Consider the following 15629-nt stretch of genomic DNA (forward strand, 5'->3'; position numbering starts at 1 on the left):
ATTGTCCTGTTACCAGTCTATGGGTTTACCTTGCCAGTCAAAGTAGGCAGGGTTTTGTGATTGTTGTAAATAGTCAGCATCACTTATTAATGAATACAGCTGCTCGGCAACAAACTCTGGGGTAAATAATTTACCTTCGGGCACATTAGCCTGAAACGGCTTTGATAATGGCGTATCTGTGGTACCTGGGTGAAATAACGCACAGTGGCATTTTTTATAGCGTCTGCTAAGTTCAATCGCAGCAGATTTAAATAACATATTTAATGCCGCCTTCGACGCTCGGTAGCTATACCAACCACCTAACTTGTTATCGCTAATACTACCAACACGTGCACTCAACGCACAGATAACCGTAGCTACTTGCGGCTTTAAAAGCGTTGAGAATAAAGCCACACAGCGAATTGGCAGTAGGGCGTTTGTCTGCATGCTGTTTATAAAGTGTTGCTCAGATATTTGTTCAAGTTTACGTTCAGGTACGTGCTCTGGATCATGCAGTAGGCCATTAAATATCATCAGTTGTGTTAAATCATAGTGGCCACTGGCTAGTTCTTTAGCAATGCCACTTAAGCTTTTATCTGAGTAATCAGTTTTAAAATGCTGGTGGCTGATCTCATTGTTTGCTGTTTCATCAAAAGTCGCCTTAAATTCACCGCGACTGATAGTGACAATATGACCACAACGGATATGATTTTTTAGTGCAGTGAAATAAGCTTTCGCTATTTCACTGCTTGCACCACACACTATATAAAGCTGCATTTTTGACCTACTAGTAAAAATAATTAAAATTTTTTTCGTTCAAATTCTCATCATTGAATAAAGTAAAAATTACGCTGTTGTTCTTCTCTCACAATTAATACACATAAAAAAGACGGATAAAAATTTGACCAAACTCACAGTAGCGATGCCTTAATTTATGCGGTTTTTGTCTTTTAAATTGGTAAGTCCATTTTACCAATTGTATTGAGCGTCAAACGATAAACCGGACTAGAGTGCGTATTTATTACACTTTTATGTTGAGAGATTGGTTATTCTTTTTTACGAGTTTGTTAGAAAATTCGATCTATTAAATTAACGCCGACAATGATATTAATAAAAAGGATCAGTATTTAGCTGCGTTCGTGCTAGGTTAAATACTGTGCAGTAAGTACTTTCAACTTAGTAAAAGAAAGGAGTATGAGAATGAGTGAACAATACGCTGCACTTCGCGGTAATGTTAGTATGCTTGGACAAATGCTGGGTCAAACCATTAAAGATGCACAAGGACAAGCCATTTTAGATAAGGTAGAAGAAATTCGTGCTTTATCTAAATCGTCACGTAGTGGTAACGAAGCCGACAGAAAAGCGCTTATCGATGTACTACACGCTCTCACAGATGAAGAACTATTACCGGTTGCACGCTCATTTAATCATTTTTTGAATCTTGCTAATGTTGCAGAACAATTTCATACCGTTTCACGCTTTAATGATGTTGGTTTTTGCCAACTAAACCCTCTCACTCAAACATTAAAAGCGTTAGCAACAGCAACAAAGCATGGTCAGGTTGATCCTAATCACTTGGCACAAACACTCTCAAAACTCCACATAAACCTTGTACTCACCGCACACCCAACAGAGGTGACGCGTCGTACTATGATTAACAAACACGTTGAATTGAGTGATTGTCTTGCATCACTCGAGCGTAAAGACAATTTACCTAGTGAGCGTGCTGACTTATTAAACCGTATTGCTCAGCTAATAAGCCAAGCGTGGCATACCGACGATATTCGTCGTTCACGCCCAACGCCAATCGACGAAGCTAAATGGGGCTTTGCGGTTATAGAAAATAGCTTATGGCATGCAGTACCTCGCTTCTTACGAGAATTTAGCGACGATGTAAAAGCCGAGCTTGATTTAGAATTACCGATTGATTACAGCCCAATTGAGTTTACTTCGTGGATGGGCGGTGACCGTGATGGTAACCCATTCGTTACCGCTGAAGTGACTCAACAAGTGCTCGATCACGGTCGTTGGATGGCGCTTGATTTGTATTCGCGTGATATTGAAACGCTAAGCAATGAGTTATCAATGTCTGATGCAAGTGATGAACTTATTGAACTTGCAGGTCAAGACTTTGAACCTTATCGTGCCGTTCTGAAAAATCTAAAGAATCAAATTGCTGAAACAGTGACCCATTTAGGCGCAAAAATTAAGAAAAAGCGCACTGATTCTGAAGATTTAATCAAAGATATCGCACAGATCAAACACCCAATCGAAGTGTGTTATCGCTCGCTTATTAAGACCAACATGAAAGTGGTTGCCGATGGCTTGCTGCTTGATGTGTTGCGTCGTATAAATAGCTTTGGTCTGCGCCTTGCTAAACTCGATGTACGTCAGGATTCGTCACGTCATGGTGATGTATTCTCTGAGCTAACACGTTATTTAGGGTTGGGTGATTACCATCAATGGCAAGAAGAAGACAAACAAGCGTTCTTACTTGCTGAGCTAAATTCGCGTCGTCCGCTTATTCCAAAACATTGGCAACCAAGCCCAGAAGTACAAGAAGTGCTTGATACATTCGATGTCATTGCAGCGCAAGATGCACAAACTTTTGGTTTGTATATTATTTCGATGGCTCGCACTGCATCTGATGTACTGGCAGTGCAGTTACTGCTTAAAGAAAGTGGTTGTAAGTTTAACTTACCGGTTGCACCATTATTTGAAACGTTAGACGACTTAAATAATGGTAAAGATGTTATCGAATGTTTACTTGATAACACCTGGTACCGTGGTCATATTCAAAACCAACAAAATGTCATGATCGGTTACTCAGACTCTGCAAAAGATGCAGGTATGATGGCTGCTGGTTGGGCACAATATGAAGCAATGGATAAACTTGTTCAATTAGCTGAAAAGCGTGGCATTGAATTGATTTTATTCCACGGCCGTGGTGGTACGGTTGGTCGTGGTGGCGCTCCAGCTGCGCAAGCACTACGCTCACAACCACCAGGTTCATTAAAAGGTGGCCTACGTGTAACAGAGCAAGGTGAGATGATCCGCTTTAAGTTTGGTTTACCAGCTGTTGCTCTACAAAGCTTAAATATTTACGCTGGTGCTGTACTCGAAAGTAACCTGCTACCACCGCCAGAGCCGAAGAGCGAATGGCGTGATGTTATGGAACTGATCAGTGCTGATTCGTGTGAGCATTACCGCCAAGTTGTGCGCCATGATGAAAATTTTGTTCCTTACTTTAGAATGGCAACGCCAGAGCAAGAGCTTTCTAAATTGCCACTAGGCTCTCGCCCTGCGAAGCGTAATCCGAACGGTGGCGTAGAGAGCCTACGTGCTATTCCATGGATTTTTGCATGGAGCCAAAACCGTTTAATGCTACCTGCTTGGTTAGGTGCGTTAACCGGTCTTAAAGCTGCGCTAGATAAGTATGGCATCGAGACACTTCACGAAATGAGCTTAAAATGGCCATTCTTCCGTGCTCGTTTAGAGATGCTAGAAATGGTATTCAGTAAAGCCGATAGTTGGTTAAGTGCGCATTACGATGATGCATTGGTAACAGAGCAATATAAGCCACTTGGTGTAAAACTACGTCAAGAGCTAAGCGAAGCGATTGAGCTTGTTCAATCACTAAGCCCACAGAAGAGCTTACTTGCTGATCAACCTTGGATCAAAGAGTCAATTGCGCTTCGAAACCCGTACACAGATCCACTTAACTTATTACAAGTTGAGTTGCTGCGTCGTTCACGTGAAGCAGACGAAAGTTCAGCAGGTGATATTGATAATGCATTAATGATCACTATGACAGGTATTGCTGCGGGTATGCGTAATACCGGCTAATAGCTAGTGTCATCGATTAACCTTGCATCGATTGGCAAGCTAATCACAAAACGAGCGCCGTGTTTACATGACTCGGCGCTTATTTTCCCTCTAAGATTATATTTAACCGCATTAAATACCACGTTTAAGCCCAGCCCTAGATGGTTACCACCCAGATTTGTTGTATAAAATGGCGTAAATATTTCATGCAAGATCTCATCATTGATACCCACACCGTTATCTTGATAGGTAATTTCAACCACATGCGTAAAGGCTTTTATAGTTACTTCGACCACCCCCTGATCTGAATGAATAAAGCCATGCTCACAGGAGTTAATCACTAAAGTTTTTAATACATCACTCAAGATAGTTGGGTAGGAGGTAATGGCCACTTCATCGCCATGAATTTTAAACTCGATTTGTTTCCCTAAGTGCTTACTATAGGGGGCTAAGCGGTGTTTTAAATAGCTAGGCAATTGAATTTTACTCATTGGTTTATCGAGATGTATTGATACATTCAACGCTTTAAACTCTTCAACAATCCCGGCTAAGCGGTTAATACTGCTTATCACCAATTCTTTTGCACTATTGGTATCGGTAATGAATTTATGAAAATGTTTACTGGATAGTTCACGCGCTTTAAACTTTTCTTCTAAACCTTCCATATAATCATCAATTAATGAACTGGCAGTGACGATAGTGCCGATAGGTGTATTTAACTGGTGCGCCATACCGGATACAAGTGCGGTGAGAGACGCTATTTTCTCAATTTCGATGACGTGATTTTGCGTATCGCTTAGTTGTTCTAAGGTTTTTGCAAGGGTTTGTTTTTGCTTATCGATACTATTAATAGCGATGAAAGAGCCAGATAAAATTACGACTAAACATATGCTTACAACTATGGTGAGGTCTTTAAATGCATCTGCTTTAGTTGCTTTAATTTGCTCAGCACGGGTTAATTCTGAGATTCGAACTTCTTTACTCGCCACATCAGCTTCAGCTAGTGCTTTGGCTAAATTAACTTTTGCTTGCCTCGTTAAAATAGCTTCATTGATCAAAGAGTATTGTTTATAAGCACTTAGTGCTTCAGCATAGCTTTGTTTTTGCTCATAAAGCTCAGCTGTTAATTTTGCGATGGATAATTGGGTTTCAAAGTGAGCGTGGTTGAGCGTGTATGATTCGACAGAGGCGAGTATATCGAGCGCTTTATCAGTGTTGCCTTGCGCTTCGTAAGTTTGCGCTAAGCAAAGAATAATATTGAGCTGTTCACTCTCAAGTTGTTTCGTTTCAATAAGCTTAAACGCATCATTAAGCACACTCTCAGACTCGGCTAATAAGCCCTGAAAACGTAATACTTTTCCTTTTAAGATTAAGCTTGCCGCTAGATGCGTTGTGTAATCAAACTGAGTTTGTAAACGCATAGCTTGATTGATAATGTTAAGTGCTTCTGGGTATTGTTTTAGGCCAATCAAAGCAAGGGCTAAGTTATTACTTGCAAACGATTCATTGAGTGTTTGCTTATTGTTATGTGCATAGTCACGATACTTTTCAAATGCAATTGCAGCCTCAGCATATCGCTTTAGGTTGAGTTTAATCAGTGCAATATTGTTTTCGGTTTGGTAGATCAAACGTTCATCACGAGATTGTGCAAACGGCATCGCATCGCGGTAATAGGCTAAGGCCTCTTCATACAGGCCAAGGCGCGCATAAATGCCCCCAGAAATATTGAAATAGCCATACATCAAGTCTTTTTCATTGGATTGTGAAACCATATTCATATACTTAACAATGGTTTCCACGGCGGATTCTAATTGCTCTGTTTCAAGTAAAAACCACGCTTTGTAATTAGTAACAATAATCTTTTGTTCTAATGTAAGGTCGGTGGTCTCAATCAGTGCATTGACAAACTTTAGCCCGTCAAGAGGTGAGTCTGCATAGCTGAGTCTGATAGAGTTTCTGAGCTCCTCAAATTCATCTGTCGGCATTGCATTACATTCTGTTGTATTTATAAAAATCAACAGCATAAAGCTAAATAGTAAAACCAAACGCGTTTTCATGACACACCAATCCATTTCATAAATGAGTGCAAAAAACACTCACCCATTTTGCTGCCTAAATAACGCTAAATATTATAAATTTTAACTAAATAGAGGTTTATCTGAAAAAGCTTAATCTAGGAAAGGAAAACTCATACTTGTGTATAAAGTAAATGAAAGATGAATTCAGCTAACAAGTAATTAAACTAAAACTAATCCTAAAATCTGAAATTAATGACTGGTCATACCTATTTTTTTGCTAGGTATTGACTAGGGGGGCGATATCAATAAAATAGCCCAGCTTTTTGATTCAGCTACTGTTAAGCCAAAAATCAATACCCACGCTTTTTTAGAGTAACTTATGCCAAACGTGTCTACTTGCATTACATATGATGCATCGACGTCACTCGTTATGATGACGTTAAGAGGGACTGCAAGTGCACAGGATGTGATTAATTTTTATCAAATTGCCCACCAATATTCTGTATTATATGGGTCAGAAAAAATTCTTGTTGATGTGTCTGAATTGACTCATGATTTTGCACCGGCTGATTTGTTTACCATCATGCCTGTGATCGCTAATTCATTAAAACAAGCGGTTTTAGCTATTGTAGTTAGCTTTGATGGTTTTATGCACGACTTATTTGTGCAAAAAGCAAAGCGCTATAACCTGCAAGCAGAAAACTTTGAATGTTTTAACAAGGCAAAAAACTGGCTAGTTCGTCAATAAATCGTCGAACTAGCATGGCTCATAATTTTGTGTATATCTGAGCTTACAAATACGGTGATTTATCAGCTTTTGCTGTGCTAATTATCGAGACGATTAAGCGCAAAACCTAGTAATTCACCACGTAACCTTTTAAACTGTTTAGCCAATTAATAATTATAATTTGTTATGACAGCAACTAGGATTGATGCAAGCGAAAACGCTCTAAAATCAGAGACGTTTAGCTTCAATGAACAACAAAAAAACACGCTATTTGCCCAGCTTAAAAAGCAACGTGGCATCTTATCTCAAACAGATATTTCTTCTCTTTGTCAGCAGTTTCAAGTGAGTCAACTTGAGTTACTAAAAGCCTGCGTACCCGTCGCAAGTTTATTTTCTGTCGCACCAATTTCAAAGTTTTATGTGGGCGCGATTGCAGTAGGGTTAAACAAGCAAGGCGAAACAAATTTCTATTTTGGTGCGAATGTTGAGTTTTCTCATCAAGCATTAAGTTTAGTCGTTCATGCTGAGCAATCAGCGATTAATAATGCGTGGCTTAATGGTGCGCAAGCAGTGCAAAGGATCGCAATCAGTGATGCACCCTGTGGTTACTGCCGCCAATTTATGAATGAATTGAGCACCGCAGATTCATTGGAAATTTTATTACCAGAGCGTGATTTTAATTTGCACGAGTTACTCCCTTATTCATTTGGCCCAAAAGATTTAGGTAATGAAGCGTGTTTATTCTCACATAAGCAAAGTGATAAACAATTTACTGATCTTACGATTGATGACCCTAAACTTGTTGCATTGGCACTCAATGCATACGTGCCATACACAGGTAATTTTAGTGCGGTGAAATTAACGACTTTTGATGAAGGTGACTTTTACGGCAGCTATGCCGAAAATGCAGCGTATAGTCCAAGCCTATCTCCACTACAAAGTGCATTGAGTCAGTTTTACCTTGCGGGCTTAACTTTTGATGATAAGTGTGTAAAAGCGATTACCTTACTCGAAACGCAAGGCGCAGAAAATCAGTATGAGGTGGCTAAAAGTGTGCTGGCAAGCTTTGCAAACCCACCAGCATTTGAGCACTATATTGCGAAACTAAGTAACGTTTAATTAAGTAATAGTTTTGCAGCTTCGATGACGACGGCGACTGATTTTTTCTCAATCTCGCCGTGGTCAACATTAGGGATTTCTTGTTTAGTACGATTTACTAATACACCTGCAACACACGCTGCACGCAAACCGAGTGCCGCGCACATAGTAAACAGAGTCGCTGATTCCATTTCATAGTTCATCACACCTAACTTTTGCCATTCTTCGCAGCTACCTTGGAAAGCTCGTGGTACATAACCTGAATAGGTATCGTAACGCTCTTGACCTGGGTAGAAGGTGTCACTTGATGCAGTAATACCAATATGGAAGTTAATGCCTAATTTATCACACGCATTGACCATCGCTTGAGTGGCAAAGAAATCAGACACTGCAGGGAAGCTCAGAGGAGCGAAGTGCTGGCTTGCACCATCTAAACGTACAGAGGCTTGGCTAATTAAAATGTCGCCTTCGTTAATGTGTGGCTGAATCGCACCGGTCGTGCCAATACGCAAAAAGGTATCAATACCTAGCTGTGCAAGCTCTTCAACAGCGATAGAGGTTGATGGACCACCAATACCAGTTGAACAAACAACAACGGTGTGGCCATTAAGTTCACCACGGTATACATGAAATTCACGGGTCTTCGCTAAGCATTCTGGGTTATCGAGAAGAGTTGAAATGCGTGCTGAGCGGTCAGGATCGCCTGGGACAATCGCAAGGGTTGCGCCGTTTAAGTCCTGACGAGTAAGCCCTAAGTGAAATACCTTTTCCATTATTAAACCTTATTTTTGTCTAAAGCGTAATACTTTAATCATATGTGTTCAAAGTACAGGACAGATGTCCTATTAGATTACGAATGTTGCAAGAATTGCACAGATAACCTAAACCTAAAGATGTCACGATAAAAGAGGATATATTATGCCTGCTTCATCTTCTATGAGTAAACATCATGAGTTTGCACGTTGTTTAGAAAGCTCACACATTTCAATGAGTGCGCCTTTTCATTGGTTAGCACTTGCATTTAAAGATATCGCGAATGCGCCCATACTTAGTTTAGTCTACGGATTAATTTTTACGCTGATACCTGCAACGATAATGTATTTTGTTTATCAGTTTGATACACACTTAGTTATTTTGCCTGCGGTGGTTGGTTTTGCGCTCATTGGCCCTGCCTTTGCTGCCGGCCTATACGATGTTGCCTGGGAACTTGAGAAAGGCCATAAACCAACATTAATGCACAGTTTGAAATCAATGTTTAGGAATCCTGCAGGTGAGTGGGGCTTTGCCGTGTTATTAATGGTGATTATGATCGTCTGGATGCGCTTAGCAGCGCTTATTCATGCGTTATATCCAAATGTTGTTAATCCCAGTTTTGAGCAGCTATCGGCGTTTTTAACACTCGGTAGTATTGTAGGGGGTATCTTACTGGTGGCTGTATTTGCTATCTCTGCTTTCACACCGCAAATTATGATGGAGCGCCGTGTTGATATTATGACTGCGGTAATATCGTCTATTAATGCCGTTAAAACAAATGCGGGTGCCATGATAGTTTGGGCTGGCTTGATTTTGTGTTTGGTGTTTGTCGGCTTTATTACAGGCACTGCCGGATTTATCGTAATCATGCCGTTACTTAGTTATGCCAGTTGGCATGCCTATATTGCGGTGATCAAAACTAAGAAGCCAAGAGGCTACGAATAATGAGTATTCACTCTGTCTGAATATAAATCTAATGCGGCAACCGAGTGGGTTGCCGTAAAATTTGACTTTCTTTTCGCGCATGTTATACCTGCCAAAATACAGCGCTCTTATTTAACTAGAGCAGTTTAAATTCTTCTGCATTAAAATTATAACTCTTTAATATCAGTATGTTATATGTTTTGTTTGTTAGGTGTTTATTGAGACACAACGAACTAAACACAATACAATCCTGATTGCGTAAGTTTTTTGCTTACGCATGAATATGCAGACAATGATCAGCGGAGTAGAGATGAGTAACACACAAAAAGCATTCCACGAAAAACTAAGTCAGTGTCTTTGTCCTCCAGGAGATGGCGTATTTACTGTAAATACAGCAAAAGAGCGTAAAGATGCATTACGTACTAAATTATATGGTCAAACAGATAATGTTGATGTGCTGTGGAAAGAGTCTCTCAAAACACTGGCTGACTCTGAGCACAAAGCGGTGATTTTAGGTATTAGCTCTGACTGTGGTGGTGGTATTTTACGTGGTGCTAACTGGGGCCCACTATTTTTACGCTCTACTTTAATTGATCAGCAGCCACAAGCGCGTGCCTTTGATTTAGGCGATGTACGTGTGATCCCACATTTACTGCATGATAAATACCTTAACGATGCGACCATCACAAACTGTCAAAAAGCACTCTATGCTGATGAAAACAGCGAATACCATGTATCGCCTTTGTCTATCACTGAAGATGTATGTGATGGCTTTTATGCAAATTACCCAGAAAAGGGCATTTTCGGCATTGGTGGTGACCATTCAATAAGCTACCCGCTGACTAAAGCCTACTTAAAAGCAAAGCGTGATGCGGGTAAACGCACAGCCATCATTCATTTTGATGCTCATACCGATTTATTAGTAGAGCGTTTAGGTATCGATTTATGCTTTGGTTCGTGGTGTACACATATTCTTGAATACTTACCAGCACCACGTAACTTGATTCAATTTGGTATCCGCTCAAGTGGCAAACCAAAGCAACATTGGGAAGATACCTTTGGTGTTAAGCAACATTGGGCACACGAAATTATCGAGCGTGGTGCTAAAGCGGTTGCCGAAGAAGTCATTGCACAGCTTAAAGCTGATAACGTTGATGAGCTTTATGTGAGCTTTGACATTGATGCACTTGATGAAAGCTTTGCTTCAGCGACTGGCACACCAGAAGCAGGAGGTTTAACACCAGAGCATGCCTTAGACATTTTAGTTGCATTGGCTGACGAGTTCCCAATTACAGGTGCTGATATGATGGAAATTGCGCCATTTACGGACAGTTCATTAATTGGTCAAACAAGTTCTGAAACAACGCTAAGAGAAGGTGCTAAAATCTCAGCGTTTTTAATTAATGCAATGAATAAGTAATTGACTGTAGAGCGGAAACAGCCCGTTTTCGCTCATTCCTTTTCACTAAATAATATTTCAATATCCACAACTTCGAGCTATATTATTATAAAAAATAATTATAATTTATTTGGTATCGCTCACTATGCGCACAATTTTAGCCCTGTCATTGCTGCTTTTTCTGCATCCATGTTTTGCAGCAATTACTGTAGTGACCGAAAACTTCCCTAATTTTCAATACCTAGATGAAAACGGTGTATTAACCGGCACTGTGGTTGATAAAGTAAAATCAGGTTTAGCTAAAAGTGGCGTGGAATATGAGATTTCAGTAAACACTTGGTCAATTTCGTACAACGCAGCATTAAGAGACAGCAGTACTTGTATCTTTTCTATGGCAAGGCTTCCTGCGCGCGAGGATAAATTCTCTTGGGTAGCGCAAATTGGTGGTTTTTCGGCGTCATTCTATTCATTTAAATCTGATCAAGTAAAAATAGCTAACTTAGATGAAGCTAAAAAATACCGAATTGCAGTTTTAAAAAATAACTATTCACACATCTATTTAAAAGACAATGGCTTTGATGAGCGTAATCAGCTGATCTTACTTGATAGCTTTGACAACATTTACGATGTACTTAAAAGCAGACGCTCAAGCATTGATTTAGTCATCCTCAGTGATGAACAGTTTAAACATGAACGTGATGGCGATAAAACGCTTGAAGATTTAAAACCTATATTAAAACTGCCCGTTGGGACACCACAGTTATACTTTGCGTGTAATAAAAACATCAATCCCGCTATCCTTGAAAAGTTAATCAAAGGCTTTGCTGATAACGATTAAAAATAGCACTTGTTGAATGTTATAAAGCGGCTATAATCAGCTGCTTTTTGTCCATTCTCGCCAAACTCTAGCCAGCCTAAACGAGCAAAAAGTTGTTTGCATTCAACACTCTGAATGCGGTTAATTTTTAGGAGCTACAATGAGTGACTTACTCATTATTATGATTTTAATTTTGATTAGTGCGTTGTTTGCTATGAGTGAAATAGCCATAGCGGCATCACGTAAGATCAAATTACGAGTGATGGTGGACGAGGGCAATAAAAAAGCCCAAGCGGTGCTGACATTGCAAGAACAGCCTGGGGCTTTTTTTGCCATGATTCAAATTGCCCTCAACGCAATTGCCATTTTGGGTGGTATTGTTGGTGAGCAGGCTTTATCGCCTTATATTGAACAGATCCTAGGGATGATTTATCAAGGCCCATTACTGAGTCAAATCAGTTTTCTAATTTCGTTTTTTAGTATTACTTCGTTATTTATCTTATTTGCTGACTTATTACCAAAACGGTTAGCGATGATAATGCCAGAAGCTGTTGCAGTTAACGTGGTGTCTATTATGCGTTGGGTGACCTTTGCGTTAACTCCTTTTGTGGTCTTTTTTAATGGCATTACCAATTTGGTACTTAGAGCATTTAAAGTACCCGCAGAGCGAGAAGACATTGTTACGACAGAAGATATTGTCGCGATGATGGATGCAGGGGCAGAATACGGCAGCTTACAGCAACAAGAATATGAATTAATTGGGAATGTGTTCGACTTAGAAGCGCGTTTCTTATCAAGTGTGATGACGCCACGCGATCAAATTGTGTTTTTTGACGTAAAAGCCGATGCACAAGAAGTGGCGACTAAGATTATTGAGCACCCTCATAACCACTTTTTAGTGTGTGATGGTAGCTTAGATAAATTAATTGGCTCGGTTGAATCAAAAGATATCCTTCGCAAGGTGCTAAAAGGGCAAACCGCTGAAATAGATAACGAATTGATCAGCCGCGACATTTTTTATTTGCCAGAAACATTAAGCCTTTCTGAAGCGTTAAACACCTTTAAAAAAGCGGCAGAGCCGTTTGCCGTAGTGGTTAATGAATATGCGCTTATGGTGGGTATTGTTACTGTTAAAGATTTAATGAAAGGATTTATGGGTGATTTAATTACCCATCAGGGTGAAGAATTAATCATTAAACGTGACAATTCATCGTGGTTAGTTGACGGTTTAACCCCAGTTGTTGAGCTTGCCAAGGTACTCGAAATTGAAGAGTTCCCAGATCAATCTCATTATGAAACAGTCGCCGGGTTTTTAATTTACACCATGAAACGCCTGCCAAAACGTGCTGAGTTTATTAATTACGGTGGCTATAAGTTTGAAGTGGTCGATGTTGAAGGAGTGAAAGTCGAGCAACTACTCGTTACTCGTATTTCTGAATCTGTTTAGGTTAGTGTTTAAGGCCGCATATTGCGGCCTTATTCAAATGCCCCTTTAACAATTGCTTTGCCTTTACTCACCATATGAATACCCTTTGACCAGCATTCTGTTGGCGCAAGCGTTGTTTTATCAAGTAACACAAGATCGGCGTCTGCATTTTGCTTAATAACACCTTTATTAATACCCAGTACCTGTGCAGGGTTTGATGTAATCGCCATTAAAGCGTGTTCAATCGAAACGTTATACTTTTGCACCGCTTCTACAAATGAGCCATGCAATGTAGACTCTTTTCCGACTTCAAGACCAAGCAGATTAAAGCTTTTGTCAAAAATAGGAAGGCTTGCATGGCCATCAGAGCTCATGGTTAGTTTTGTTGGGTCGACTTTATTCTCAAGGCAATAGGCTAGTGCATGTGCGGCAGAGTATTCACCATGGGCAAGATCATACTCAGTTGTACTTGTTGTAAAATCGATAGTGCCACCGGCTTTGCAAAATTGTATGCCTGCATTTAGCAAATCAATATTACGATTCATGTGTGTTGGATAAAATTGTGCCAGCGAAATATCGGTAAGCTTATCAACTTCGTGTAGTAACGATAAATGCGTTTCAACAGGGCCAACATGGATGCTGACAGTGCCTTTTTTACCACTTAACATGCCAGCCACTTTTGCCTCTGCAGCCAGCTCTGCCAGCTGTTGTACTGTGGGTTGACTACTGCGATGATCAGATATGGCCACTTCTCCCACACCAATAAACTCATCTATATACATTAAGTCGCTGGTGATTGAATCTGTGAGTGTTTTAGCAGGTAAATGATAGGAACCTGTATGGCAATAAACATTAAGTCCATGCTCTTTCAATGCCTTTGCTTTAGCAATAAGATTACTATGAGTTCGGCTACTTGAGTCAGTGCCAAGGGCTGCAATAACCGTTGTTGTGCCATATTTTGTTGCATCAGTAAGGTTCATTTCGGGTGTTCTACTTGCAAAGCCAGCTTCGCCGCCTCCGCCAGTTATATGAACGAGTGAATCCACAAACCCCGGGGCCAAAATACAATGAGTGCCATCGACCGTAGTAATCCTTTGGTAAGTATCGATAGTGATTTCAGGCTGTATATCAACTATTTTTGTGCCAGCAATAAGAACATCTTGAATGCCTAAAGGAGAGGGGGCGAAAACGTCTGCGCCTTTTATAAGTGTTAACATAATAAATTCTTTTACTGATAGTTAATAAAGTGTGCGAGAAAAATAAAGCAGCTAGCAAGGCCAAATAAAGCTAAAGTAAAACGCCAAATAAAACCAGCCCACTCACTCCAATCAAGTTTAACAATACCCAAACAGCCAATGAGGCTTGCTGAGGTAGGAATAAAAATATTCGTTAAACCATCACCCAACTGAAATGCCAACACCACAATTTGACGTGAGATATTTAACAAATCACCGAGCGGCGACATTAGCGGCATTGTTATGGCTGCTTGACCAGAACCTGACGAAACAAAGAAATTAAAAATACTTTGAAATAATAGCATGCCCCATGCAGCGATATAATCGGGCACAACCGAAATACTGCTTGCGCTATAGTATAGCAAGGTATTAAGGGTCGAAGGCGACGTTAAATCGCTACCGCCAAGTATTAAAATAACGCCTTTTGCCAAAGCAACCAAAAGCGCTGCAGGTAAGAGCTCTTGGGCACCTTCTTTAAATGCGTTTGCGCTTTCATTGGCAGTTTGTTTTTTGAATAGGCTAGCGATTACAGCGCAAGCAATACCAAGGCAAAAGAATTGCGCTGCTAATTCAGGAATATAATACTGCCGAGCCATCACGCCCCAAATAACCCAAATAATGCCAGCAATAAAAGTTAGTAAGATTAGTTTATCTGCAGTATCTAAACTAATAGAGCTGTCTTGGTGTTGGTTAGTTTGTTGTTTTGTGGCTCTGATTGAATTGGCATATTTAATAGTAAATAGAAGGCCAAATGAGGTAAAAACAAGCCAAGCAAACATTCTGAAGCCAGCGCCAGAAAAGACAGGTATCTCTGCAATGGATTGGGCAATAGCGATGCTAAAGGGGTTCATCCACGACGTTGCAAAACCGATTTGTGTGGCAACATAGGTTGTTAACACGGTAACTTTTGCATCATAGCCAAGCTGTTTCATAATCGGAAATAACACGATACAAAAGGCAATCGCTTCTTCTCCCATGCCGAAAACCGCGCCACCTAATGAGAACAGTATGAACAGCAGCGGGATAAATACCCATTCAATATGCTGTGTTTTATTAATCAATGCCATGATGCCATTATTAATAGCACCTGTTTTTAAGATAATACCAAATGCACCGCCAGTAGTTAAAATAAACGCCATCACGCCAATTGCAGCGCCATACTTATCACCTGATACTAAACCTTCAAATAAAACGTTAGCGAGGCCTATGTCCCCACCTTCTGCAAAAAGCGCTGGCGGGGTATGGTCAGAAACTGTTTGATATTGAGATAACTCAACACTATGACTGTCTTTTTCTGCATTAAAGACACCAGGGGTGATAAATAGGCTGGCAAAATAGGCGATAACTGCGACGCACAACAAAATGATGCTCGCATCTGGCATCGCAAACTGTTTGTTTTTCATAAAGTCACTTAAATGTCATTCGACG

At 40.2% G+C, this 15629-nt stretch carries 12 protein-coding genes; 7 read left to right on the forward strand and 5 right to left on the reverse strand.

The genetic code is table 11. The features are described 5' to 3' along the window. Positions 1 to 9: 9 nt before the first annotated feature. A complete protein-coding gene (locus tag NH153_RS10705; RefSeq protein ID WP_063703613.1) occupies positions 10 to 756 on the reverse strand; it encodes an SDR family NAD(P)-dependent oxidoreductase in 747 nt (248 codons plus the stop codon). Positions 757 to 1179: 423 nt separating this feature from the next. On the opposite strand from NH153_RS10705, the gene ppc reads away from it, so the two are divergent. After that, positions 1180 to 3825, forward strand: a complete 2646-nt coding sequence (ppc, locus tag NH153_RS10710; protein WP_063703615.1) for a phosphoenolpyruvate carboxylase — start codon at positions 1180 to 1182, stop codon at positions 3823 to 3825. Here the strand turns inward: ppc and NH153_RS10715 are convergent. Continuing rightward, a complete protein-coding gene (locus tag NH153_RS10715) occupies positions 3822 to 5861 on the reverse strand; it encodes an ATP-binding protein (protein ID WP_063703618.1) in 2040 nt (679 codons plus the stop codon). The genes ppc and NH153_RS10715 overlap by 4 nt on opposite strands. 340 nt (positions 5862 to 6201) lie before the next feature. On the opposite strand from NH153_RS10715, the gene NH153_RS10720 reads away from it, so the two are divergent. Both NH153_RS10720 and cdd read left to right on the forward strand, forming a co-directional pair. Then, positions 6202 to 6570 (forward strand): hypothetical protein, encoded by a 369-nt coding sequence (locus NH153_RS10720; RefSeq protein WP_063703620.1) that lies wholly within the window; start codon positions 6202 to 6204, stop codon positions 6568 to 6570. A 165-nt stretch (positions 6571 to 6735) separates the two neighbouring features. Then, on the forward strand, positions 6736 to 7668 hold the full coding sequence (cdd, locus tag NH153_RS10725) for a cytidine deaminase (RefSeq protein ID WP_063703622.1): 933 nt from the start codon (positions 6736 to 6738) through the stop codon (positions 7666 to 7668). On the opposite strand, the gene udp is transcribed toward cdd, so the two are convergent. Next, on the reverse strand, positions 7665 to 8420 hold the full coding sequence (udp, locus tag NH153_RS10730; protein ID WP_063703624.1) for a uridine phosphorylase: 756 nt from the start codon (positions 8418 to 8420) through the stop codon (positions 7665 to 7667). The genes cdd and udp overlap by 4 nt on opposite strands. A 145-nt stretch (positions 8421 to 8565) precedes the next feature. Between udp and NH153_RS10735 the strand changes: the two genes are divergently transcribed. The 4 genes from NH153_RS10735 (at position 8566) to paeA (ending at position 12987) form a co-directional block, all read left to right on the forward strand. After that, positions 8566 to 9345 (forward strand): DUF2189 domain-containing protein, encoded by a 780-nt coding sequence (locus tag NH153_RS10735; protein ID WP_063703626.1) that lies wholly within the window; start codon positions 8566 to 8568, stop codon positions 9343 to 9345. Between the two features lie 289 nt (positions 9346 to 9634). Then, the gene (locus tag NH153_RS10740; RefSeq protein WP_063703628.1) at positions 9635 to 10744 is read left to right on the forward strand and encodes an arginase family protein; all 1110 of its coding nucleotides are present in this window, start codon (positions 9635 to 9637) and stop codon (positions 10742 to 10744) included. A gap of 124 nt (positions 10745 to 10868) precedes the next feature. Next, positions 10869 to 11561 (forward strand): substrate-binding periplasmic protein, encoded by a 693-nt coding sequence (locus NH153_RS10745; protein WP_063703630.1) that lies wholly within the window; start codon positions 10869 to 10871, stop codon positions 11559 to 11561. Positions 11562 to 11700: 139 nt separating this feature from the next. Further along, positions 11701 to 12987 (forward strand): polyamine export protein PaeA, encoded by a 1287-nt coding sequence (paeA, locus tag NH153_RS10750; protein WP_063703632.1) that lies wholly within the window; start codon positions 11701 to 11703, stop codon positions 12985 to 12987. 29 nt (positions 12988 to 13016) lie between these two features. Here paeA and iadA read toward each other — a convergent pair whose 3' ends face one another. Then, complete coding sequence (gene iadA, locus NH153_RS10755) at positions 13017 to 14183, reverse strand: beta-aspartyl-peptidase (RefSeq protein ID WP_063703635.1); 1167 nt, start codon at positions 14181 to 14183, stop codon at positions 13017 to 13019. 11 nt (positions 14184 to 14194) lie between these two features. After that, positions 14195 to 15604, reverse strand: coding sequence for a putative basic amino acid antiporter YfcC (gene yfcC / locus NH153_RS10760; RefSeq protein WP_063703637.1), 1410 nt, complete (start codon positions 15602 to 15604; stop codon positions 14195 to 14197). Positions 15605 to 15629: the final 25 nt, after the last annotated feature.

The sequence above is a fragment of the Pseudoalteromonas gelatinilytica genome (assembly GCF_001641615.1).
Lineage (GTDB): Bacteria > Pseudomonadota > Gammaproteobacteria > Enterobacterales > Alteromonadaceae > Pseudoalteromonas > Pseudoalteromonas gelatinilytica.